Source organism: Bartonella gabonensis (assembly GCF_903679515.1).
Taxonomy (GTDB): domain Bacteria; phylum Pseudomonadota; class Alphaproteobacteria; order Rhizobiales; family Rhizobiaceae; genus Bartonella; species Bartonella gabonensis.
Genome location: NZ_CAHOYM010000005.1, coordinates 1 through 23,249, shown reverse-complemented (window position 1 = coordinate 23,249; position 23,249 = coordinate 1). Strand labels below are relative to the sequence as shown.

The 23,249-nt window shown below is 36.3% G+C and carries 18 protein-coding genes; 14 read left to right on the top strand and 4 right to left on the bottom strand.

What is annotated here, in order from left to right; genetic code table 11:
* The first annotated feature begins 63 nt into the window (after nucleotides 1-63).
* Together HWX04_RS02135 and HWX04_RS02130 are read left to right on the top strand one after the other, a co-directional pair.
* On the top strand, nucleotides 64-1,437 hold the full coding sequence (locus HWX04_RS02135; protein WP_175868597.1) for a glutamate--cysteine ligase: 1,374 nt from the start codon (nucleotides 64-66) through the stop codon (nucleotides 1,435-1,437).
* A 1,626-nt stretch (nucleotides 1,438-3,063) separates the two neighbouring features.
* The gene (locus HWX04_RS02130) at nucleotides 3,064-4,419 is read left to right on the top strand and encodes an L-cystine transporter (RefSeq protein ID WP_175868596.1); all 1,356 of its coding nucleotides are present in this window, start codon (nucleotides 3,064-3,066) and stop codon (nucleotides 4,417-4,419) included.
* An 11-nt stretch (nucleotides 4,420-4,430) separates the two neighbouring features.
* Here the strand turns inward: HWX04_RS02130 and HWX04_RS02125 are convergent, their stop codons facing one another.
* Complete coding sequence (locus HWX04_RS02125) at nucleotides 4,431-5,309, bottom strand: methyltransferase domain-containing protein (RefSeq protein WP_175868595.1); 879 nt, start codon at nucleotides 5,307-5,309, stop codon at nucleotides 4,431-4,433.
* A gap of 197 nt (nucleotides 5,310-5,506) precedes the next feature.
* Between HWX04_RS02125 and HWX04_RS02120 the strand changes: the two genes are divergently transcribed.
* Nucleotides 5,507-6,295, top strand: a complete 789-nt coding sequence (locus tag HWX04_RS02120; RefSeq protein ID WP_175868594.1) for a ComF family protein — start codon at nucleotides 5,507-5,509, stop codon at nucleotides 6,293-6,295.
* Nucleotides 6,296-6,341: 46 nt separating this feature from the next.
* Nucleotides 6,342-6,596 carry a glutaredoxin 3 gene (gene grxC / locus HWX04_RS02115; protein ID WP_175868593.1) on the top strand — a complete coding sequence of 85 codons (255 nt, stop codon included), beginning with the start codon at nucleotides 6,342-6,344 and terminating at the stop codon, nucleotides 6,594-6,596.
* Between the two features lie 20 nt (nucleotides 6,597-6,616).
* On the opposite strand, the gene ubiG is transcribed toward grxC, so the two are convergent.
* On the bottom strand, nucleotides 6,617-7,360 hold the full coding sequence (gene ubiG, locus HWX04_RS02110; RefSeq protein WP_175868592.1) for a bifunctional 2-polyprenyl-6-hydroxyphenol methylase/3-demethylubiquinol 3-O-methyltransferase UbiG: 744 nt from the start codon (nucleotides 7,358-7,360) through the stop codon (nucleotides 6,617-6,619).
* A gap of 196 nt (nucleotides 7,361-7,556) precedes the next feature.
* Between ubiG and HWX04_RS02105 the strand changes: the two genes are divergently transcribed.
* Together HWX04_RS02105 and tmk are read left to right on the top strand one after the other, a co-directional pair.
* Nucleotides 7,557-8,813 carry an aspartate kinase gene (locus tag HWX04_RS02105; RefSeq protein ID WP_175868591.1) on the top strand — a complete coding sequence of 419 codons (1,257 nt, stop codon included), beginning with the start codon at nucleotides 7,557-7,559 and terminating at the stop codon, nucleotides 8,811-8,813.
* 556 nt (nucleotides 8,814-9,369) lie between these two features.
* Nucleotides 9,370-10,029, top strand: coding sequence for a dTMP kinase (gene tmk, locus HWX04_RS02100; protein ID WP_175868590.1), 660 nt, complete (start codon nucleotides 9,370-9,372; stop codon nucleotides 10,027-10,029).
* Between the two features lie 564 nt (nucleotides 10,030-10,593).
* On the opposite strand, the gene nhaA is transcribed toward tmk, so the two are convergent.
* Nucleotides 10,594-11,955, bottom strand: coding sequence for a Na+/H+ antiporter NhaA (nhaA, locus tag HWX04_RS02095; protein ID WP_175868589.1), 1,362 nt, complete (start codon nucleotides 11,953-11,955; stop codon nucleotides 10,594-10,596).
* Between the two features lie 149 nt (nucleotides 11,956-12,104).
* Complete coding sequence (locus HWX04_RS02090; RefSeq protein WP_175868588.1) at nucleotides 12,105-13,811, bottom strand: aq_1923 C-terminal domain; 1,707 nt, start codon at nucleotides 13,809-13,811, stop codon at nucleotides 12,105-12,107.
* Nucleotides 13,812-14,165: 354 nt separating this feature from the next.
* Between HWX04_RS02090 and HWX04_RS02085 the strand changes: the two genes are divergently transcribed.
* The 8 genes from HWX04_RS02085 to HWX04_RS02050 all read left to right on the top strand — a co-directional run bounded on the left by HWX04_RS02085 (nucleotide 14,166) and on the right by HWX04_RS02050 (nucleotide 22,767).
* Nucleotides 14,166-15,938: an SLC13 family permease gene (locus tag HWX04_RS02085; protein ID WP_175868587.1), complete on the top strand. Its 1,773-nt coding sequence runs from the start codon at nucleotides 14,166-14,168 to the stop codon at nucleotides 15,936-15,938.
* Nucleotides 15,939-16,506: 568 nt separating this feature from the next.
* Entirely contained in the window at nucleotides 16,507-17,178 is a 672-nt protein-coding gene (locus tag HWX04_RS02080) for a DUF2659 family protein (protein WP_175868586.1), read from the top strand.
* A gap of 4 nt (nucleotides 17,179-17,182) precedes the next feature.
* Nucleotides 17,183-18,607, top strand: a complete 1,425-nt coding sequence (der, locus tag HWX04_RS02075) for a ribosome biogenesis GTPase Der (protein WP_175868585.1) — start codon at nucleotides 17,183-17,185, stop codon at nucleotides 18,605-18,607.
* 1,463 nt (nucleotides 18,608-20,070) lie between these two features.
* A complete protein-coding gene (locus HWX04_RS02070; RefSeq protein WP_175868622.1) occupies nucleotides 20,071-20,505 on the top strand; it encodes an AtpZ/AtpI family protein in 435 nt (144 codons plus the stop codon).
* A 7-nt stretch (nucleotides 20,506-20,512) separates the two neighbouring features.
* On the top strand, nucleotides 20,513-21,271 hold the full coding sequence (locus tag HWX04_RS02065; protein WP_175868621.1) for a F0F1 ATP synthase subunit A: 759 nt from the start codon (nucleotides 20,513-20,515) through the stop codon (nucleotides 21,269-21,271).
* A 54-nt stretch (nucleotides 21,272-21,325) separates the two neighbouring features.
* A complete protein-coding gene (locus tag HWX04_RS02060) occupies nucleotides 21,326-21,556 on the top strand; it encodes a F0F1 ATP synthase subunit C (protein WP_005773968.1) in 231 nt (76 codons plus the stop codon).
* 138 nt (nucleotides 21,557-21,694) lie between these two features.
* Nucleotides 21,695-22,261, top strand: a complete 567-nt coding sequence (locus tag HWX04_RS02055; RefSeq protein WP_175868584.1) for a F0F1 ATP synthase subunit B — start codon at nucleotides 21,695-21,697, stop codon at nucleotides 22,259-22,261.
* Between the two features lie 11 nt (nucleotides 22,262-22,272).
* Complete coding sequence (locus HWX04_RS02050) at nucleotides 22,273-22,767, top strand: F0F1 ATP synthase subunit B (protein WP_175868583.1); 495 nt, start codon at nucleotides 22,273-22,275, stop codon at nucleotides 22,765-22,767.
* Nucleotides 22,768-23,249 lie beyond the last annotated feature (482 nt).

Genomic DNA, 23,249 nt, shown 5'->3' with positions numbered 1-23,249 from the left:
CTGTAAAATCATTTTAAACAATTCATTTAAGATGATAATACTAATAATAGGATGCGATAAGTTATGGCGCTTGATATAATGGATGAAAGTGAAATTTATAACTTAGATTCCTTGGTTAGCTATTTCCAAGGGGGGTATAAAGTAGAAGAAGATTGGTGTATTGGTACAGAACATGAAAAATTTCCGTTTTATAGAGATGGTTTTCGTCCTGTTCCTTATGACGGTGAGAGGGGAATCCGAGCGTTGTTAGAGGGGATGCAAAGCGCTTTAGGATGGAAACCTATTTTAGATGAAGGAAATATTATTGGGCTCGTAGGATCAATTGATCAGGGGGCTATTTCTTTGGAACCTGGGGGACAGTTTGAATTATCTGGAGCACCATTAAAAACAGTAGGTCATACTTATCATGAGCTGATGGAGCATTTAGCTCTTCTCAAGAAAATTGCAGAACCATTGGGTATTGGTTTTTTGGGGATGGGAGCTAGCCCAAAGTGGACGTTAGCTGAAACGCCGAAAATGCCTAAATCACGTTATCAGATTATGACTGATTATATGCCGAAAGTTGGGCATAATGGTCTTAATATGATGTATCGTACATCAACAATTCAGGTTAATCTTGATTTTTCATCTGAAAGTGATATGCGGCGAAAAATGCAAGTATCCATGAAGTTACAGTCCATTGCAACCGCATTATTTGCCAGTTCACCTTTTACAGAAGGATGCCCAAATGGCTTTTTGTCGTGGCGTTCTGAAATTTGGCGTGATACGGATAATCAGAGAACAGGTGTTCTTCCCTTTATATTTTCTGAGCGTTTTGGTTTTGCTGATTACGTTGAATGGGCCCTTGATGTTCCCATGTATTTTATTGTACGTGATGGTCGTTATTATGATTGTACACATATAACGTTTCGTCAGTTTATGAAAGGAGCATTAAAAGGAAAAGTTGCAAATTCAATTCCAAACATGGGAGATTGGATTAATCATTTATCAACATTATTTCCCGAAGTTCGCTTAAAAAGGTTTTTAGAAATGAGAGGCGCTGATTGCGGTTCTTGGAAGCGTATCTGTGCCTTGTCGGCTTTTTGGGTTGGGCTTCTTTATGATAAAGAAGCGCTTAACGAGGCAGAGGCTTTGACCAAAGATTGGTGTTTTGAAGAAGTTTTAGACATGCGCCAACGCGTTCCAAAAGAAGGGTTTAAAACCCCTTTTCGTCAAACTATTCTTTTAGAATTAGCCCGTCAGGCTGTTGCTATTGCACGCAAGGGCTTAAAAAATCGCAAACAGTATGATGCAAATGGTTTTGATGAAACAAATTTCCTTAATCCTTTAGAAGAGATTGTGGCAAGGGGGCAAACAGATGCTGAAAAATTTTTGTCTCATTACTCTTCTATTTGGGATGGGTCTGTAGAACCTATATTTTTAGAATGTGCCTATTAAATTTAAGGCAAAAATATTGTCTACTTTTTTAAAAATGCATATCACCTTGACGGCTTATTGACTCATTTGCCTTAGAGAGCATATTGCCTTGCTTTTAACATTTCTCATAAAGGAAATAATAAAAAGATATTTTAGGAACTGTGACTTTTATACCTATATACTATTACGATATTTCCATATCCTCCATGTTGTATCTTTGTGCTGAAGATGATTTGGTCTATTGAGCTTTTTATCAAACATTTTTTATCTGCTTGTCTCATTCCTCTTATGAAGGGGGATAAAAAATATTATTTATATTCAATAACCTCGAATAAAAATACAAAACCTTAGTTTGTTATGCTGGTAAGCCACAACACTTCTTTTATTATTTAAAAACGTAGAGTACGATTCCTAACTGATGTTTTAATAGCAAGATTGCATGGGGGCTTGTACCTTTTTGGTACCATTATACGATAAATCAAATAGCATCCTATTTGACTACTTAGCAGACTTTCATACTGGGATTCTTTATCTAAAAATAATAAAGCATCCACAAAAAATAAGTATTCTTTAGTCATACTTTAAAATATCGAATGATGAAAATTCAATTTGTTGTTCCATTCAATATTTCTAAAACGATTCCTTATCCTATTCTGTAGATGTGACGGGTTCCATCTTACCCTTAAACATTTTTATATATTCTTTTGCTATTTCCTTTTTTTCGCGATATTCTAGATTTCTATGGTTTTTATTGAAGTATGACTGATAAAGTCCATCGTACAGAGTCAGATCGTTCACTTTCGGATATCCAAGTGATATTAATACAGCAAACAAAAGTGTTAAGAGAAAAGATAAAACAATAGATGTTATGGTCCGTTTCACGAGTGATTTAACTCCTTATCTTGGATAAATAGACCGATATTGCATACGGCTATTATGACGGTTGGTATCACTGAATTTGGTTATATCGGCAGGATATATGGAATTTTTGTTGGCATTGTGTTTCAGATTGTTTTGAGTAATGCTATACATTATTAGTTGTATTGATTTTCAATAGGCATTGTGATTTTTAAAGCCTTTACATTAATGATTTTCTTGTTTTTGAGAGGGCATATTTTTATGCCTATAAAGAGAATTTCGAAAAACAAAAAAGCTTTCTCCAAAAGTTTTCATTGAAAGCAAAGAAAGGATGTAATCACAGTTGTTTTCAATAAAATAATTATATTTGAAGGGGTGATTAAAGTTTTTGAGAGTGCTGTCCATAAAATTGGCAAGAGGAGCTTTATGGTTTTTATTTTTCAGAAAATTTATGAATGTTCGTTTTTTTATGAATCATTTTTGAAGAAAGCTCTTTTCAATTCCAAAGGCAAAAGAAAGGGATAAGGTCATTGATAGAATAAGATAGGTTTAAATTATTTTATAAAATCGTCAATTTGAAAGAGTAGGGGAATAAATTTATTTATTTTCTTTAAACGGTTATTCGTAGATAAAAAATTCTCTTTTAATCTATAAATTAAAAAAATAATAACTTTTTAAAAACCTTGTAAGCTTTATACCTTAGTTTTAAATATTATGCATTGATTTTGAATTATGCATATTATTCACCATCAATCATAACATATAGTGGATATAGACTGGGCATAGACAATGACATTTAATTTTTTCATCAATTTATTTCTATTTGTTATTTTTTTATTATGGATTGCCCAAAGCAAGAGAATGCAATGGAGTCTTTCACTCCGTGTTATGCTGGGGCTTATCCTTGGCTTGATTTTTGGTGGTGTTTTGCAAGTTATTTATGGAGAAGGTGAAGCCACTTTGTTGAAATCCGTTGAATGGTTTAACATTGTTGGGAATGGCTATATCTTGTTACTACAAATGATTGTTATGCCATTGGTTTTTATCTCTATCGTTTCAGCGGTTGCTCATTTGCATTCTGTTTATGCTGTTGGAAAAATGAGTATAATGACCATTTCCATATTGCTCTTTACAACGGCTCTTTCAGCGTTGGTTGGTGTTTTGGTAGTGAATGCCTTTGGTTTGACCGCAAATGGTTTGGTCTATGAAGGGCAAAAAGTTTCTGCTGTTCTTGGAGATCGTATTTCTCAACTTGGAGTTATGAATATTCCAAAGATGATTTTATCCTTGATTCCTAAGAACCCCTTTGCTGAGTTAAGTGGTTCTAAGCGTACATCAATCATCAGTGTTGTTATTTTTGCCTCATTTTTAGGAGCTGCGGTTCTTCTTTTAAAGAAAGATGAGCTAGAAAAAGGGGAAAAAGCCCTGTTATTTATTCAAGTGACACAAGCTTGGATTATGCGGTTAGTTCGTATTGTTATTTCTTTAACGCCTTATGGTATTTTTGCACTTATGACGCAAGTAGGAGCATCTTCGCACGTTGCAGATATTTTAAATTTATTGGTTTTTGTTATCGCGTCTTATGTTGGTATTATCCTTATGTTTGGAATTCATGGTGTGTTGCTCGGCATATCAGGAATTAATCCCTTCCGTTTTTTTAAAAAGGTTTTGCCGGTTTTGACATTTGCTTTTAGCAGTCGTTCAAGTGCTGCAAGTATTCCTTTGAATATTGAAGCGCAAACACAGTGGATAGGTATACCGCAATCCATTGCGAGTTTTGCGGCTTCTTTTGGGGCAACAATTGGACAAAATGGCTGTGCCGGTCTTTATCCAGCGATGCTTGCGACCATGATTGCACCGACCGTGGGTATTAATCCTCTTGATCCTATGTGGACTGCTACGCTTGTTGGTGTTGTAACGTTGAGTTCTATTGGTGTTGCTGGTGTGGGTGGAGGCGCTATTTTTGCGGCATTAATAGTACTCCCCATTATGGGGCTTCCTGTTTCTTTGGTTGCTGTACTTATTTCTATTGAGCCGCTGATTGATATGGGACGTACAGCCTTAAATGTAAGTGATTCAATGTTAGCTGGAACGATCACCAGTCAAATATTACGAACAACGGACAAAAGTATTTTTGAAAAATAAGTTTTATGAAACTATGTTTTTTTCGATTGTAGAACATCTCTAAGGGATATTTGCGCTGAACCAGGATGTAGGGGTTTTTGTTGATTGGGGTGAGGAGCCCAACCTGAGAGCCAGATGAAAGAAAAATGTGCACGAATACGTCCATCAGGATCGCTAAATTTTTGTGCATAGATTTCAGCAGCACGGAGAAAAAAGCGTTTAGAGACAGGGCGTCGTGAGCGATTGATGAGGGCATTTTGCATTCCCATCGCTTTAAGATCGTGCATAAGATCAAACATTGTATTATAACGTATCATGATATCTTCAACGTCTGCTACAGGAAGAGCAAAGCCAACACGCTGTAGAAGAGCGCCAACATCACGAATGTCGGCAAAAGGATAGATCCTAGGGCTTGCTCCACCATAAATTTCAATTTCAGCTTGTAGGAGGCATTCACGTAATTCTTTGAGTGTACCCGCTCCTGTCATAACAGCCAGAAATAAACCATCTGGTTTAAGGGTGTTTTTGATCTGGCTTAGAATACCAGGGGTATCGTTCGTCAATTGTAATGAAAGAAGTGAAACGATAAGATCGCAGTAATTTTGAGGCAAATCAAGAATTTCTCGCTGACGTAAATGAAATTTTTTGTCATGGCTTTGATAAAGCGTATCGGTCTCAACACATTCTATAGAACAAACTTTTCCAGATTTCATGAGAGCGTTCATGGCAAGATCTGTATGGCTGTGTAAATCGAGGGCTAATGTAAAGAGGCGATCAACAGTGCTAAGACGTTTATAGAGATCTTCTGCCATGAGAGAGAGTAAGAAGTCATATCCTTTTTTTGCTTTTTGGAAGGCGCGTTTGCGGAATTGTTCAATGCGGTTATGATCAAAAATTAGAGGGTGTGACATATTGTGGAGCACTTTCGATCTATGAAAGAATATATTTTGAAAAGGTTCATATTTGTGCGCGCTCTGTCAAGTTTATAATATGAAAGAAAAATAAGTTTATAGGAGGTTAAGAGTTTTTAAAGGAATGAAATTTATAAATTGAGGAAATACAAAGGAACTTTTGTTCTACGGAGAACTTGTAAAAGCCTAAATTTATAATGTTTTATTTTCGAGAAGCGGCTTTAAATAGCGGGGATATATTAAGTCAATTCATTGAACGCTTTAAAACGATGCTTTATCCACCAATTTGTCCTGGATGTAAGCAAAATGTTTCTACTTATGGCACGATTTGCTCTGAATGTTGGAGAGACCTTCAATTTATCACGAAACCTTATTGCCCTGTTATGGGGACGCCTTTTGTTTGTGATATGGGAGATGGTTTTCTTAGTGGTGAAGCGCTTCGCAATTCTTATCCTTTTTCACGAGTTCGTTCAGTCATTGTTCATAAAGGGCTTGCACGCACTTTGGTGACGCGCTTAAAATACGATGATCATATAGAATTGGCATCTTTTATGGCCAATTGGATGATTTTTGCTGGACGTGAGGTTATTGATGAATGTGATGTTATTATTCCTATTCCATTGCATTTTCGTCGTTTTTGGCAGAGACGTTATAATCAATCTGCTGAGCTTGCGCGTTATATTGCAGCATCGCAAAAAAAGCTTTTAAAACCGAGTTGGCTTGTTCGTTGTCGGCATACGCGTCCGCAGGTTAGTCTTTCTTTGAGAGAGAGAAAACTTAACGTAAAAAATGCTTTTAAGGTTTCGCATAAAGTTAAAAAATATCTCAAAGGATGTTCTGTTTTACTGATTGATGATGTATTTACAACGGGTGCAACAGTCACAGCAGCAGCTGCTGCATTAAAATATGCAGGCGCACGACAGGTTGATGTGCTAACATTTTCGCGTGTCCTTAAAGAAGATTCTATTTTTCCTTCTTCTCAATAGGAACTTAAAGTAGATATTATAAAAAAATACTTGGAGGATAATACTTATGAAAGAGATAATTATTTATACACGCCCTAATTGTCCTTATTGCACAAAAGCACGTGATTTGCTGGACAAAAAAGGCGTAAAATATACAGATATTGATGCTTCCACATCCCTTCGTCAAGAAATGGTACAGCGTGCGAATGGACGTAATACATTTCCACAAATTTTTATCGGTGATTATCACGTTGGCGGTTGTGATGATCTTTATGCTTTAGAAGCTGAGGGAAAACTCAATTCTTTATTGCAAGACATGTAATCGCTGTAAATGACATACTCTTAAGACCGTTTTGCCAGAAGCAGATAGTTAACATCCATATCTTTTGAGCGATTCCAGTTGTCGTTTAATGGATTATAAGTAATACCTATTTCATCAATGACAGTCAGAGCGTTTTTTGATAAGAAATTTTTAAGTTCTCGAGGTTTTAGGAATTTTTTATAATCATGGGTTCCTTTAGGGAGCCAACGGAGGATATATTCAGCGCCTACAATAGCAAGCGCCCATGCTTTCCACGTGCGGTTGAGTGTTGCGACAAACATCACCCCTTGTGGTTTCAGCATTTTTGCTGTCGCTTTTATGAAGAGATTAACGTCAGCGACATGTTCGACAACTTCCATATTAAGGATAATATCAAATTTTTCTCCTTCATTGGCGAGTGCTTCAGCCGTCGTCGTGCGATAATCAATTGAAAGGTCATTTTGGGCTGCATGGATTTTTGCGACTTCAATATTGGTTTGTGCGGCATCAACGCCTACAACGATAGCGCCAAGACGCGCCATTGGTTCACATAATAATCCTCCTCCACAGCCGATATCAAGAATTTTTAAATTGTTAAAGGGCGTCAGTGAAACAGGGTCACGATTAAATTCTAAACAGATTTTTTCTCTGATGTAAGCAAGACGTGTTGGATTAAATTGGTGAAGAGGTTGAAATTTTCCTTGTGGGTTCCACCATTCTACAGCAATACGTGAAAAGTGATCAATTTCACTTTGATCAACAGTTGTTCGTGTTTCATCTATCATGTTGCCTTCCTTTTATTTTTAATGATCAAGTCCAGTAGCTTTTATACAAAGTCAAGAAAAATTAATATAATTATAATGAAACTTGCACAAATGATAGATATTCTGTATGTGGAGAGGTAATTTATTGATACGGTGGGTAGGATCTTATTTTCATTGTGGTTTGAGATAAGAAACTTAAAAATTAAGAGTATTGTTGATGGCGCGTATTGTCATGAAATTTGGAGGAACATCTGTAGCAAACATTGAATGTATTCATAATGTTGCACGGCATGTCAAAAGAGAGGTTGATGCAGGCAATGAGGTTGCTGTTGTAGTCTCTGCGATGGCGGGGAAAACCAACGAGCTTGTTCAGTGGACGTGTGATGCTTCGCCCAACCATAGAGATGCTCGTGAATATGATGTTGTGGTTGCTTCTGGTGAACAGATCACTTCAGGTTTGTTGGCTTTGACACTTCAAACGATGGGGATCAATGCACGTTCGTGGCTTGGTTGGCAAATCCCTATTCATACAGACAATGCGCATGGTCGTGCGCGTATTACTGATATTGATGGATCTTTTTTAATAAAGTGTTTTCAGGAAGGTCAGGTTGCCGTTATTTCTGGTTTTCAGGGGTTATCTGCAGATAATCGGATTTCTACTTTAGGACGTGGGGGATCAGATACAAGTGCTGTTGCTATAGCAGCAGCTGTACAAGCTGATCGTTGTGATATTTATACTGATGTGGATGGTGTTTATACAACGGATCCACGTATAGAACCGAAAGCGCGCCGTTTACCAAAAGTAGCTTTTGAAGAAATGCTGGAAATGGCTTCTCTTGGGGCAAAAGTTTTACAGGTTCGTTCTGTTGAATTGGCCATGCTTCATAAGGTTCGTACTTTTGTACGTTCAAGTTTTGAGGATTCTGATGCATTCAGTATGGAGGATCCAATGAGTTCTTCTGGAACACTTATTTGCGATGAGGATGAAATCGTGGAACAACAAAATGTTACTGGTATTGCTTTTGCTAAAGATGAAGCACAAATTTCTCTCCGTCGACTTGCCGATCGTCCAGGGATTTCGGCAGCAATTTTTGGTCCCTTGGCTGAAGAGTGCATTAATGTTGATATGATTGTGCAAAATATTTCTGAAGATGGTTCAAAAACGGATATGACTTTTACTGTACCATCAGCAGATGTAGAAAAAGCTGTTGCACTTCTTGAAAAAAATCGCAAAGAAATTGGATTTGATGTTATCCAATTTGAAAGCGATCTTGCCAAAATATCTGTGATTGGTGTTGGAATGCGCAGCCATGCAGGTGTTGCGGCTACAGCTTTTAAGGCTTTGGCTGAAAAAGGTATTAATATTCAAGCAATCACAACTTCCGAGATTAAGATTTCTGTTTTGATTGATAGCGCTTATACTGAACTTGCGGTGAGAACATTACATGCTGTTTATGGACTGGATAAGAGTTAAGTACTTTTAAATTCTCAATTTCAATAACATAAAGTTTTCATATTGTATGAATGATTTGCTTTATAAACATAATTTATACTTATTTCTTATAAATAAAAATAATGAATACAGTAAAATTTTTTCATCGAAGAGTTTTTTATGATGAAGAAAAAACTATTTGCTTGCGTATTACAAACACGATTAGCATAGGGATAAAATATTTAAGAGATAATATAAAAAACTTYTTATAAATCGTTTAGATATAAGCATAAAGGGAAAGGGGAATTATTTGTAAGCGGGTGTTTTGAAGAGAAGAAAAATGCACCGTCTTTATGTTGTGAAAGGGAGATTTATACTTCAAACTCAACATGATAGAGCTTATAGAGTCTGCTTTTTAGTTGGCTAAAAATTAAAAATGTTATCCTAGCGGTCAATAATTTATAAAAACTTCAAGCTCTCACACTGAGGAAAGAATACTCTTGATATCATACCGCTGATGTTGAGAGATAAAATGCCTTATCTGTAAACAAAAAGATTGTAGACGTAAAATGACGCAAATTATATGGATGGAAAGAAAGTGTATCTTAATAAAGATATTTATAATTCCATGTGGTCTTTGAAGCAATATTCTGGTTCTTTTGTTGCTCTATGTGGATTTGATGGGAGTGGAAAGACCACTCAAGCACAAGAGATTTCTCGCTACTGGTCACAAGAAAAACATATAATACAAACTTTTCAACCCAGCCATTGGTATAGAAATAATCAAGAGGTGAGAGATTATTTAGAGAATGGAAAACCAATTGATTCATTGCTTTTAGCGCTTTTGGCGGCAACAGATAGACGAAAGCATACACTTGAAATTATCGAACCTTCTTTAACTTCATCGCAAAATTTATTAATCAGTGATCGATATGTTTATTCTAGCCTTGCTTATTTCTACGCTCGAGGTCTCTCTCTTGAAAGAGTGATTAAATTAAATCAATCTATTCCAAGACCACATATCACATTTTATTTTCATGTACCGCCTACTTCTATTATCGAACGCTTGAAAAAAAGGGATGGTTTAACCTTAAAATACGAAGAAAAACGCTCATTTATTGAAAAAGTTTATGAAGTATATCAACTTTTATCAGAAATAGACGAACGATTTATCGTTATTGATGGAACCGCTTCTGTTGCTTTAATCCATAATCAAATCCGGCACCATATAAAGACGGCTTGTTTTGATGATAAATAAAATATACTCATTTTATGAATATCATTTAAAAATTTATCTGTGATCTATTCTCTATGTGCATCCAGGATTTTAAAGGTCTACTCACGATAATTTAAGAGCTCTAAAAAAATATTATGTTGAATAGCGTAATACTTTAATGAAACGACTGATGATCATTAAACTGCAACGCATTTTTTGGAAAATTTTGGAAGAGAGGAAACTATTCAAAAAGGGCTCAATTTCTGTTGTAATAATGATATTCTTTCATTCTCTTAGATACGAATATGGCGATATAAGAACAATCTGTAGAGACATGCACAAATATATTTGAGTAGGGAGAATAAGCTAAGGTCAGAGGCTATAATAACAGCGCTTTTTTTAAGATTTTAATATTCTTATCTCTGATAAATACAACAACAAAAAACAATTGTTAACGTTTTTATGAAGATTTTCAAATCGTTCATTTGATCAGCAAGAACATAAGATAAAAATACTTTAGCAAGTAACTACCTCCATCTCAAGGACTGTAGGAAAAATCTTGATTATACTAAAAAATCAGTCCAACAAAGAAGATGATTCTTAGCTTTACTGGGAACTATGAGAAGTGTTTTTATTACGTTTAATATAAATAAATCCATATCCTAGACCGATAAGAGCAGATAAACCAGAGCCACACAGGACCCCAATTTTTGCAGCATCGAGCAGGCTAATATCTTTAAAGGCGAGCATTGAAACAAAGATAGACATTGTAAAGCCAATTCCTGCTAAAAAACCAATGAGTAAGATGCCAGCCCATGTCATTTGAGGAGGGAGGCGACAGAGTCCTGATTTTACTGCTAGATAACTGGCAGTGATAATACCAAGGGGCTTACCAACGAAAAGACCAATGACAACACCAAGAACAATTAATAATGATTCATGAGAAGAAAGGTCAAAGTTTGCAAAACTTACCCCTGCATTTGCAAAGGCAAAAATCGGCATGATACCGTATGCAACCCATGGATGCAATACTTTTTGAACACGTGTTACTGGAGCAATTATGGCTTGTTGTCCTTTACGCATTTTTTTTAAAGCAGTTGAAATATGCTGGAGATCTGTTTTTGTGTTTTTCTCTTGGAGAATTTGCATAGCGTTGCTGAGCAGGGTGAGTGGCGCTACAAGAGTGCGTGTAGGAAAAACGGGAGTCATCATACCTAGGATTACACCAGCAAGCGATGGATGAATGCCTGTTACCATTAAACCCCACCAGATGATTGCACCAGGTAAAATGTAAAGCCATGCTGATGCAAGCCCGATCCATTGAAAAAAGAGTACCAGAGCAATACCCGCTCCTGCAATCATTAAACCACTAGGATCAATGTTTGTTGAGTAGAAAAAAGCAATAATAAGAACAGCGATAATATCATCAATAATCGCTAATGATAGAAGAATGATATGAAGATTAGAAGGAATTTTTTTTCCAAGAAGAGCCAGAATACCAAGAGCAAAGGCAATATCAGTTGCTGTTGGCACAGCCCAACCGTGGATATGTCCATCATTAGCGTTGAAGATGAAATAAATGATTGCAGGGACACAAACGCCGCCTATTGCAGCAACAATTGGCAAAATTGCTTGTTTAAAATCGGCAAGAGCACCTTCATGAATTTCACGTCGAATTTCCATTCCTGCAACGAGAAAGAAAATAGTCATAAGGGCATCATTAACCCAGAAATGCAAATCCCATGAAAGAGTGAAATGGCCCAAATTAAAGCCAAGAGGTGTGTGCCAAAAAGACTCATAGACAGCAGCATATTGAGAATTGGCAAGAATGAGTGCAGAAGCAGCAGCGAGTAAAAGAACAATACCACTGAGAGCTTCAATATGGAGAAAACGCTCGATAGCAGAAAGCGCTTGACTGGTGACACGAGAAGCGCGATTAGGCAAGCGATTTGAAGATAAATCAGACATGAACAACTCCAACTATCGACAATTTTAGGGGGCTATATTCTCTGTGTATAGCGACTCTATCATGATGCTTTCTGTATCATATAAAAGCAAAAAGAGGAATAAAGTTCTTAATTTATAGACAAGATCATTATGTTTAAAGCACAATATGTTTAAGGCGATGCTTCATTTTTAATAGCGAGGTCTACTTTGCTTAAAGCCCTGGATAGATCGTTTTGTAAAGCAGATTCGAAATCAACCATTGTGAGCCCTTTATTATCTTTCGCTTTAATTTTAACGATCAAGGTTTGTGGATTTTTAGCAAATTCACCTAAAGATTTTGAAATTTTTTCTGCTTCGTCATGATTTTTTAGCAGCATTTTGGGGGTTTGCGTCATCATTAAATAGAAGTCGTCATAGAGTTCCGCTTTAAGATCATGTTGGCTGTCATTAAGGTTTTTGGCAAGATAAGAAAAAAGCTTATCAATGAAACCTGCATCCCGATATTGTATATCAATTTCATTGATGCCAAAGTTTTGAGAAGCAGCAATCATGACACTTTGTTGACCAGAAAAAAGTTTTTCATCAACATCAATAACCTTAGCTGATATGTTCCCAGACCCAACATCTTTCATATTGAAAGACATTGTATTAAGAAAGAGCATATGTTTTTTTTCATCGTAAGAAATATCAAGTTTTCCTGAAAACTCAATTTGTTCAAACCCCATTTTTTTAAAGAGTTCTAAGTCTTTTTCATTCATTTTTTTAGGTAAAACCGAAAGGTTATTGAGAGAAAGAAAAAGCTTTTTAGGGATAGGATGTTTCCACAAACTTGGTTTCAATTGAAATGATTCGAGAGTTGCTTTCAATGGTGGGATATCAACAGTGACATTATCAACTTTGGCATCTGCTGAGGTAATGGCGAGCAGTATGTTTAGAAGGAGACCATTTTGTGCTATTTTTTCCGCGACTTTATTATTTTCTTTTCTTGCATTAAGATAAGCTTTGATCAATTTTTCAGGAGTTTGTTCAAGCGGTTTCATCTTTAGACCAGATGTTTTAAATTGGCCGAGGAAGAAAGAGCTATTTTTTTCTGCGTCTTCAAAAATATCGACACTTATATTGTTCAGAGAAATAGGTCCAGTAACGGTTTTTCCTTGATTGAGAGCGTTATTTTTTCCAAAAATGATAGAATAGGCATAATTGATGTCGATATCATTGGCTTTTATTGTATCACTTTTAGCCATCAGCTGCATCTGTTTATCAGCATTGACTGCAACCGTTTTAAGATCCATATTTTTGATACTAACGGAACGAATATGGCCACCTTTAAAATCAAAAAGCTGAAAATTTTTAATTTCAACTGTTTCTGCGCGTTTATTTTTATTTTCTATAGAAAGCTGTATATTAGGAGCACTCATTGAGGCAAGTTCAATACGCATCATTGATTGTAAAAGACGTGATGTGATTGTTTTATCTTTGTCTTTTAAGGATACACTTTTAAGAGAAATTTGGGGAATTTTTACATGAATATTATTATGCTTTAAATCAACATTATAAAATGTAAAAGCTCCAGGAATAAAGGAAAGAGGAGGACGGGCAGAAATGGCACCAATTTTAAGTGATGTACCAGCTGGAACGGGGAGTGTAACATTCTTCAAATTAACTGTACCTAGAATGCTGACTTCAGATGTTTTTGCTTTTATGGCACGACGAGCTATCTCTTGTTTTACAAAACTGTCAAGATAAGGTTTTGCGATATAAAATCCACCAACCGCTATAATTGCCAAGATAGCAACAAATCCAATAATGCAAGTGAGCCAATATCTTAGGTGACTTTGATACCCACTATTAAGCTTGACCATTCTTTTTTCTTTCATTTTTATCACTCTTTAAAATTGAGAGTGAAGATAAACTCTTTTAAGTAACGACAAAGGTTAAAATATAGCGTGTACCAGTTTCAACAGTCATCTACCCTCTATATTAGAGTTATTCTCATCTTTTTTGCAATATCGCTTTATCAATTTTTATCAATTTTCTTTGGATTTAGCACGTTATAGAAAAGCATGCATAATGAAGGAGAGGTAAGTTTATGCGCATCATATTTTTTTATCACTTTAAATGATCATAAAATATTTTTATGTCTGCTTTTATCTTGCTGCTGTTTATAGGAATATTTAAAACATATAAAATATGTTTTTGTTCATATAATTTAATGGGGAGAGGTGGGTGTTATGACAGAAAATCAAATAATGGCCTTTTCGATCATCGGTCTTATGATGGTTGTTTTTATTTGGGATCGATTTCGTTATGATCTTGTCGCTATTTGTACATTACTAATAGCGTGTGCTCTTGGTCTTGTCAGTCCAAAGGAAGCTTTTAGCGGTTTTAGTAATGAGATTGTCATTATCGTGGGAAGTGTGTTTGTTGTCAGTACGGCTGTATCACGCTCTGGTGTCATGGAATTTATTATTCAGCGGATATGGCCAGATGTAAAATCGGTGCGCCTTCAATTAGCTTTTTTGGTTTTTTCTGTTGTCGTGTTATCAATGTTTGTTAAAAATATTGGTGCTTTGGCTATTATGCTTCCAATCGCTTTTCAGTTTGCTCGTCGTTCTCAGGTTTCTCCTTCTGTCTTTTTGATGCCCATGGCCTTTGGTTCTTTATTAGGGGGGCTTATGACACAGATAGGAACATCTCCCAATGTTGTTATTTCAGCGATGCAAGAACGTTTAGCAGGAACACCTTTTACTATGTTTGATTTTACACCAGTTGGTGCGGTTATTGCGACGGTTGGTGTCTTATATTTGGTCTGTTTTTATTGGCTTTTGCCGGTGCGTATGCGTTCAGGTGGATCATTTGATGATGCCATTGATATTCGTAATTATGTTGCAGAAGTGCATATTCCAATAAATTCACCCCTTGTGGGGAAAAGTATTGTTGATTTGGTTAAGCCATCAAGTGGTGATGTTATGGTGATTCAAATCATTAGAAACAAAGTATCTATTTCGCCACTACCAGATTTTGTTTTGTCTGAAAACGATATTGTTTTGCTGGAAGGATCGCATACAGGAATAGATAGTGTGATGAACCCTGCTCGTTTAGAGTTTTCTAAGGAGAGAACTCTTTCCACAGGAGACAAGGACAGTGACATTGATATTGTTGAAGCGGTTATCACTCATAACTCGCCTCTTATTGGTATTAGTGCGAAAGAGTTTTCACTCTTTGATCGCTACAATGTCAATTTGCTTGCGTTAAGTCGTCAACATGAAAGGGTACGGGGAAGACTTGGTGATATTGTCTTCCATCTTGGAGATGTAATTGTTTTACAAGGACAAGATGCGGTTATTCCAAATTTATTAAGAGAATTAAAATGTTTGCCCTTAGCAAAACGAAATATTGTGTTTGGAAATTTACGGCATGGTTTTATATCTTTAGTCGTTTTGTTTATAGCCATTATTTTTACAGCTTTTCATATTGTTCCAGTTGCTTTTTCTTTCTTTTCTGCTGCCGCTGCAATGGTTATTTTTCGCGTTTTGCCCGCGCGTGATCTGTATCATGCATTAGATGGTCCAATATTAGTCTTATTAGCGACTCTTATTCCAGTGAGTGAAGCGTTAGAGAGAACGGGATGTACGGATCTCATTGGTCAATGGCTGAGCCAACTGGCAATATTTTTCCCGCCATCCGGTGCTTTAGCGCTGATGTTGGTGACTGCCATGTTGGTCACGCCATTTTTGAATAATGCAGCAACAGTTATGATGGTTGCCCCCATTGCATCAAGTTTTGCTCATTCTCTTCATTATAAGCCTGAAGCTTTTTTGATGGCTGTTGCAATTGGTGCGGGTTGTGAGTTTCTTACACCTATTGGACATCAAAGCAATATGCTCGTGATGGCACCAGGAGGATATCGTTTTAGTGATTATCCACGTTTGGGGGCTCCCTTGGCGGTGTTGATTGTTATGGTTGCTGTTCCCATGCTTATGTGGGTTTGGCCATTACAATAGGATATTTCTTAAAAGCTTTAAGAAGCGATTACAAAAAGTTGTTAATCGTATGAAAAGGAGTTGAAGGGTACATTTTGTATAAAAATTTTCACTTGAAGCTTGGGGAGCGTACTTTGAAAAATTCTCCAGTATTTTTTTGCAGGGTAAGAATTGGTTTATTTGGTTTTAGGAAGAGAAGTTTAGCTATAATTTTTTGTAAAGAGTTTTCATGTTTAATGCCAGTCTACAACCGAAGATAAGGTATTAGTTGTTTTTAAGGACTTTAAAAGATTGTTTTTGGTATACATGGAATTAGAAAAGAATGGATAACATTATCAAAAAGCATGCTAGATATTAAGGGCGTGATCTTTTTTATAAATTCAAATTATATAAAAATTATCATGTGAAACAAAAGGATATTTACATCGTTTTTAATTGATACAGTTGCAAAAGCCTAACCGATTGGAATACATATTGCTTTAAAATGGATAAACGGAGCAACTTAAAGATTTTTTGTGAATAAGGGCTACCATCTTTGTTCATTTATGCATAAAAGTGTAGAAAGTGAATTTTCTTACAAGGTATGTATATGTCGTATGATAGTTTTATTGCTGAAGTTAATGCAGAATTTCGTCAAGAAAAAGCGCTTGCTTTTTGGAGACGGTATGGTTTCTCAATTATGGGGGCCGTTCTTCTTTTCATTCTCACGATAATTATTTATCAAATTTATCATCATACGCAAATAAAGAAAGCCAACCATATTGGTGATGCATTTGTAAAAAGCCTTAATTTTGCGGATATACGTCATTTTGATAAGGCGATAAAGGAATTGGAGAATGTTAAAGACTCTAATTTGGGAGGATATCCTTTTCTTGCCTGTTTGCGGGAGGCTTCTTTACGAATGGAGCAAGGTGATCTTATCAAGTCGGTGGAGATATTTGATTCTGTTGCAGCGGATGAGAAAGCACCGCAGATTTTGCGAAAGGTTGCAAAAATTCGAGCCGCCTATATTTTAGTTGATGCAGGGACCTTGGATGATGTCAAAAAGCGCGTTAAAGATATGGCAAGTGATATTGATCCTATGCGTATGTCCGCACGAGAAGCTTTGGGCTTAGCTGCTTATAAGGCAGGGAAAATTGATGAGGCTATTGACTATTTTCAGAAAATTTCTACAGAAGGTGCGCTGAGATCAAAAATAGCAGATCGGGCTCGAATGATGCTTGAGCTTATGCAAGCTGAGGGCAAGGCAAATAAGGAATAAATCGATGAGCCTTACCATTGCTATCGTTGGTCGTCCCAATGTTGGGAAATCAACACTTTTTAATCGTTTGGTTGGGCAAAAATTGGCTTTGGTTGACGATAAGCCAGGTGTAACACGTGATCGGCGTGTTCATGCGGCAAAACTTCAAGATCTACGTTTTGATGTGATTGATACGGCTGGGCTGGAAGAAGCAGGAGATCATACACTTGAGGGGCGTATGCGTTCTCATACAAAAGCTGCGATTGATGAAGCAGATCTTATTTTATTCGTCTTTGATGCACAGAGCGGAATAATCCCGAGTGATTTAAATTTTGCTTCATTGGTTCGCAAATCAGGAAAACCGATTGTGCTTGTTGCCAATAAGTCTGAGTCAAAAGCAGCAACAGGGGGAGAGTATGAGGCGTGGTCATTAGGTTTGGGAGAACCGTGCTCAATATCGGCTGAACATGGTTTAGGGCTTAGCGATCTTCGTGATGCCATTATAGATGCTGTTGGATCAGAGCGCGCTTTTGGCAACAATAAAGAAGAAGATATGACGATACAGCCGGCATCTGTTGGTGATGATGTAAATAATTTGGAAGAAGAGGGGCTTATTTACGATGAAAGTAAGCCTATTCGGATTGCCATTGCGGGGCGTCCCAATACAGGGAAATCCACCCTTATCAATAGTATGTTGAAACAAGATCGGTTGTTAACAGGACCAGAAGCAGGGTTAACACGTGATTCTATTTCTGTCGATTGGGAATGGCGTGGTCGTCATATTAAACTTTTTGATACTGCAGGTTTACGTCGAAAATCGAAAATTCAAGAAAAATTAGAAAAGCTATCTGTTGCAGATACTTTGCGTGCCATTCGTTTTGCAGAAGTAGTGATCATTGTTTTTGATGCAACGATGCCTTTTGAAAAGCAGGATTTACAAATTGCTGATCTTGTGATTCGTGAAGGGCGTGTTCCAGTTATTGCTTTCAATAAGTGGGACCTTATTGAAAATAGTCAGGCCACATTGATTGATTTGCATGAAAAATGTGCGCGCTTTCTTCCTCAAGTTCGTGGTTTGAGGGCTGTTTCTTTATCAGGACAATATGGTCAAGGGATTGATAAACTTATGGAAAATATCATGATGATGCACCGTGTATGGAATCGTCGCATTTCCACGGCTAAATTGAACCAATGGCTTGAAGCTGTTGTGGCACATCATCCACCACCGGCCATTTCTGGACGTCGGCTTAAGGTTAAATATATCACACAGGTGAAAACACGTCCCCCTGGGTTTATGATTTCTTGCTCACGCCCCAAAGTTATGCCTCAGTCGTATTTGCGTTATCTTGTTAATGGATTACGTGAAGCATTTGATATGTCTGGTATACCAGTGCGCCTATCATTACGAGCCTCTGATAATCCTTTTGCGACACGTTCTAAAAAGAAATGATGCCTCTTTAATTTTTAAAGTGAATGAAATCTACAGAATCTTAAAAAATAAGCTTTTTTATGATTTATAGTGTTCTAAATATCGAAAAAGAAATAATAACTTCAATAGATAATCCACTTCTTTATTCGTATATTATGAGAAAAGTTTAATAGGAAGTATTTAAGAAAGAGCACACAATCCTAGGTGTATTTGAGGAAAAAATAGATGCAATTAGGAGGGAAAGAATAATGATGATGCTCATTTACAAAGAAGCATTAAATTATCTTATTCATAAAAATAAAGGATATTAATAAGCGCTTTTGCTTGCGATGATTATTTCTCAATAAAAAGTAAAAATATCTGCTGAATCTACCAATATTCAATTATAAAGGATGAGATACAAAAAGTGGATTAAAATTGTATAAAACGGTATAGCGATCGTATTCAAGTTTTATTGTATTCTATTTAAAATTGTCAATTTATGATATCGTGTACTTAAAGAAAAATCTCTTTATGTTTCTAAGCTCATTTCTCGATGGTGTCTGTAAATAGGTATAACATAAAATACCTTACGAATGGGATCATATACACTCCGTTGAGAATTTTTATTGAAACAAAAAGTGCAAGTTTATTTACTTGAAGAAAAAGCATAAGCGAATGCTTTTATATTATTTATCAGCTTTCAATGGTATATCAATTTTATTTTTACCAATCTTCATTTGAAAGAGAGCAAAAAGGCAATTTTTCAATCGTTTTTAAGCACACATCACCCCTTCTTGTGATATACAAAAACAGTTTTGATGACTTCAATATGAATACGCAAACGTATCTTATCAGAGGGCTTATTTAAGTCAAAAAATATAAGATATCATTATAAATCAATGTATTACACTTAAAAGATGTAAGGGATCCATTGGTATCAATTTTTATTAACGCATGATGGGAACATTTTACATAATTGATTCATAACCAGTGAATAGTTGTTTAGTATATTATATTAAATGAAGAACGTCGAAAAATATAGGATTCTTTAATATTTCAAACATGTTGATATTGCAATTAATTAAAATTGATATCCTTGCCATTATAAGCAAGTTTGATATGTGAGTAAAAACGATTGAAAAATTGCCTTTTATGCTTTCTTTCAAGACGAGGGTTGTTGCAACATTGGAGTTAATAAAGTGTATAATGGTGCTGACTTGTCTCTTCATAAGCATAAAGATGGTGGATCTATGAGTTTTATATTATTCACTGAAGCTTTTATGTATTCTAGGGGGATATTGTGAAATCGGTTTGGGGATTTTAAGAAATATCTTTTTAAAAAAGCATGTGAATTGAAAAATACGTTATTTAGGCGATAAAATTTATACGATAATTTGTGATAGATTTCTTTTAGTGTCTTGACGAATAAATTCAGGAACAATATGATGCACACGGTTTTATGAGATGCATTTTTACTTTGCTTTTTGATGAAGGAGCCAATGATGGCGATGGGCGAAAAACCCGTTATGAGCTGCACAGAGGCTGAAGAGAAAAAGCAAAGGGAGTGTTTTCATTCAGAGAATTTGGAATGTCGTAGTAAGAACTTAAGCTTAGCTTTAGTGCGCAAGAAAGCTTTAAGGAAGCGGGAGCATAAGGATAGACGGGAAAAATCACAAGGAGGGATAGCGGATGCGATTAAGCTTTCCAGTGAGTTTCTGGCAAGTGTTATCGTTGGGGTTGTTTTGGGGGTGGGGTTTGATAAGTTAGCAGGTTCATGGCCGTGGGGATTGGTGTTTTTTCTCTTTCTTGGATTTGCTGCTGGTGTATTGAGTATTCTTCGATCTGTGGGGTATGTTTCCTCCAGTCAATTAGAGCAAAAAGGCGTATTACGCCAAGATGAACAAAATAAAGGGGCCGATGAGAGGTCCGATAAATGAGGTTGAAGTGACAACACACGCTCCAGATCCTATTCATCAGTTTGAGGTTTCGCGGCTGATTAAGATTTCCATAGGAAATATGGATTTATCATTTACAAATGTATCATTGTTTACCGTCGTTACGGTTGTTATAACTTCTATTTTTCTCTTTATTTCATCATCAAGTCGTGGATTGGTTCCAACGCGGATGCAATCTCTTTCAGAAATGGCCTATGAGTTTGTAGCTTCGACTTTGCGGGAATCATCAGGTGCACAGGGAATGCAGTTTTTCCCTTTAGTTTTTTCTCTGTTTACTTTTATTTTGGTTGCTAACTTTATTGGTCTTTTTCCCTATTTTTATACGGTGACCTCTCAGATCATGATCACGTTTTCGTTGGCAATGGTGGTTATTTTGACGGTGATTGGTTATGGTTTTTATAAGCATGGGGTCAGTTTTTTGAAACTGTTCGTTCCCAGTGGGGTTCCTGTCGTAGTTTTGCCTCTCGTGACAATGATTGAGATTATTTCTTTTCTCTCCCGCCCCATCAGTCTTTCGCTTCGTCTTTTTGCGAATATGCTAGCTGGTCATATTACGCTCAAAGTTTTTTCAGGGTTTGTTGTTTCAATGATTGGGGTAGGAATCGTAGGCATTGGTGGTTCGGTTTTGCCTCTTATTATGACTGTAGCGATTACGGCTCTTGAGTTTTTGGTTGCATTTCTTCAAGCTTACGTCTTTACAGTTTTAACATGTATGTATCTTAATGATGCAATTCATCCAGGACATTAATAAAACTGGCGGTTTTCCGTCGAAAAGTGCAATTTCGCTTTAAAGGAGAATAATATGGAAATGGTGCTTGCAGCAAAATATATTGGAGCTGGTCTTGCTTGCTTTGGTATGGCTGGAACAGCTTTAGGGCTTGGTAATATTTTTGGGAGCTATCTTTCTGGTGCATTACGTAATCCATCAGCCGCAGATAGTCAGTTTGGACGTCTCGTCTTTGGTTTTGCTGTGACAGAAGCTTTGGGTATTTTTTCATTGCTTATTGCTTTATTACTTCTTTTTGGGGTTTAATCATCATCAAAAGGGTATGTTTGTTCTCGCTATGAGGAAAGATTTACCCTTTTAGCTCTCAACCAGAGTAATGCTAGAGGAATGTTTGTCAATTATCATCGGTTATAGAGGGCTAGGCTATTTAAAGGATGAAAGAAGATGTTTGTTTCCAGCGCTTATGCACAAAATACTGAAACGTCGATAGAACATATCAAAAAAGTGGCAGAACATGCAGATCGTGTGTTTCCGCCTTTTGATTTTGTTCATTTTAGTTCGCATTTTTTCTGGTTAGCAATTTCTTTCGGACTTTTTTATCTGTTTATCGCTCGTGTGATTGCGCCGCGTATTGGTGGTGTTATTGAAACACGTCGAGATCGAATTGCATCTGATTTAGATCAGGCAATGCGCATGAAGCAGGAAGCCGATACTGTTGTTGAAACTTATGAGCATGAATTAGCAGAAGCGCGTTTGAAAGCTCATACTATAGCACAAGCAGCTGGTGAAGAATTAAAAGAAAAGGCAGAGCTTGAACGGAAGGAAATTGAAGAGCGTTTAGAGAAAAAACTTGCAGATGCTGAAAAACTGATAGCAAAAATTCGCGATAAAGCAATGCAAAATGTTGGTTCTATCGCTGAAGAAGTCGCCCTTGAAATTGTGAAAAAATTGATTGATGTTGATATCAGCGAAGAGGCTGTTCGTTCAGTTGTTAAAACTGCGGATTATTGAGGAAGACAAAGATGAGTGATACTTTTTGGGCTTTTGTTGGATTAGTTCTTTTTTTAGCTCTTTTAGTCTATTTCCAAATTCCACAGAAAATTATCCACCATCTTGATGCTCGCGCGAAGCGTATCAAAGATGAACTAGATGAGGCTCTGCGTCTGCGTGAAGAGGCACAGGAAATATTAGCTGAATATCAACGCAAACACGCGGAAGCGGAAAAAGATGCGCAAGAAATTATTGCTGCAGCAAAGCATGAAGTTCAATCTGTTATTGCTGAGGCTCGTACAAAAGCAGAGGAATATGTAAAAAATCGCAATAAATTGGCAGAGCAAAAAATCGCTCAAGCAGAAGCTGATGCAATACGCATGGTTTCTTCATCGGCTATCGATTTGGCAATTTCTACAGCACGTGTCCTTATTGCAAAAGAATTAGATTCTAACAGAGCAGATGAACTCGTTAAAGAAGTTCTTTCGAAAGAATCGTTGAGCAAAATGAAAACACATCTTAATTAATAGTATTCTAGAGATAAAAAACTGCTTCTTTAGGTGTATAATTTTTTCAATATCAAATGCTTTATCTATTATATTGTGATGCTTAGACTTGAATTGGTTATGCATTGAGCTTAGAGGTCAGTATTCTCTAGCTTAGATTTGTCTTTTGATTCTATTCATGAAGATTATAATTAAGGTGTGGCATTGGCTTTGATTTTATGAAGTGATAAGCAAGCACTGTTATTGTATTATCAGTTAAGATATTGTAGTAATTTTTATATTGAGCAACTGCTTTTATGTTTAGCGGTTTTATGAAAAAAACCTTTCTCATTTTCCAAGGAATCTTTTTACCTATCTGTTAATTCCTYTTATGAAGACGATTATTACTCATGGGAGGAGAGCTTAAAGTAAGAAATTTTTATTCTATATCTCCATTTAATATGGAAGAGCGATAAATTGATTATTGTAAATCAATAATTTTGCTTCTTGATGATTTATTCTTC

Bases quoted from the DNA above. Each gene is read 5' to 3' on its own strand.
- HWX04_RS02135 (WP_175868597.1), top strand. From the start codon at position 64: ATGGCGCTTGATATAATGGATGAAAGTGAAATTTATAACTTAGATTCC.
- HWX04_RS02130 (WP_175868596.1), top strand. From the start codon at position 3,064: ATGACATTTAATTTTTTCATCAATTTATTTCTATTTGTTATTTTTTTA.
- HWX04_RS02125 (WP_175868595.1), bottom strand. From the start codon at position 5,309: ATGTCACACCCTCTAATTTTTGATCATAACCGCATTGAACAATTCCGC.
- HWX04_RS02120 (WP_175868594.1), top strand. From the start codon at position 5,507: ATGTTTTATTTTCGAGAAGCGGCTTTAAATAGCGGGGATATATTAAGT.
- grxC (WP_175868593.1), top strand. From the start codon at position 6,342: ATGAAAGAGATAATTATTTATACACGCCCTAATTGTCCTTATTGCACA.
- ubiG (WP_175868592.1), bottom strand. From the start codon at position 7,360: ATGATAGATGAAACACGAACAACTGTTGATCAAAGTGAAATTGATCAC.
- HWX04_RS02105 (WP_175868591.1), top strand. From the start codon at position 7,557: ATGGCGCGTATTGTCATGAAATTTGGAGGAACATCTGTAGCAAACATT.
- nhaA (WP_175868589.1), bottom strand. From the start codon at position 11,955: ATGTCTGATTTATCTTCAAATCGCTTGCCTAATCGCGCTTCTCGTGTC.
- HWX04_RS02090 (WP_175868588.1), bottom strand. From the start codon at position 13,811: ATGAAAGAAAAAAGAATGGTCAAGCTTAATAGTGGGTATCAAAGTCAC.
- HWX04_RS02085 (WP_175868587.1), top strand. From the start codon at position 14,166: ATGACAGAAAATCAAATAATGGCCTTTTCGATCATCGGTCTTATGATG.
- HWX04_RS02080 (WP_175868586.1), top strand. From the start codon at position 16,507: ATGTCGTATGATAGTTTTATTGCTGAAGTTAATGCAGAATTTCGTCAA.
- der (WP_175868585.1), top strand. From the start codon at position 17,183: ATGAGCCTTACCATTGCTATCGTTGGTCGTCCCAATGTTGGGAAATCA.
- HWX04_RS02070 (WP_175868622.1), top strand. From the start codon at position 20,071: ATGGCGATGGGCGAAAAACCCGTTATGAGCTGCACAGAGGCTGAAGAG.
- HWX04_RS02060 (WP_005773968.1), top strand. From the start codon at position 21,326: ATGGAAATGGTGCTTGCAGCAAAATATATTGGAGCTGGTCTTGCTTGC.
- HWX04_RS02055 (WP_175868584.1), top strand. From the start codon at position 21,695: ATGTTTGTTTCCAGCGCTTATGCACAAAATACTGAAACGTCGATAGAA.
- HWX04_RS02050 (WP_175868583.1), top strand. From the start codon at position 22,273: ATGAGTGATACTTTTTGGGCTTTTGTTGGATTAGTTCTTTTTTTAGCT.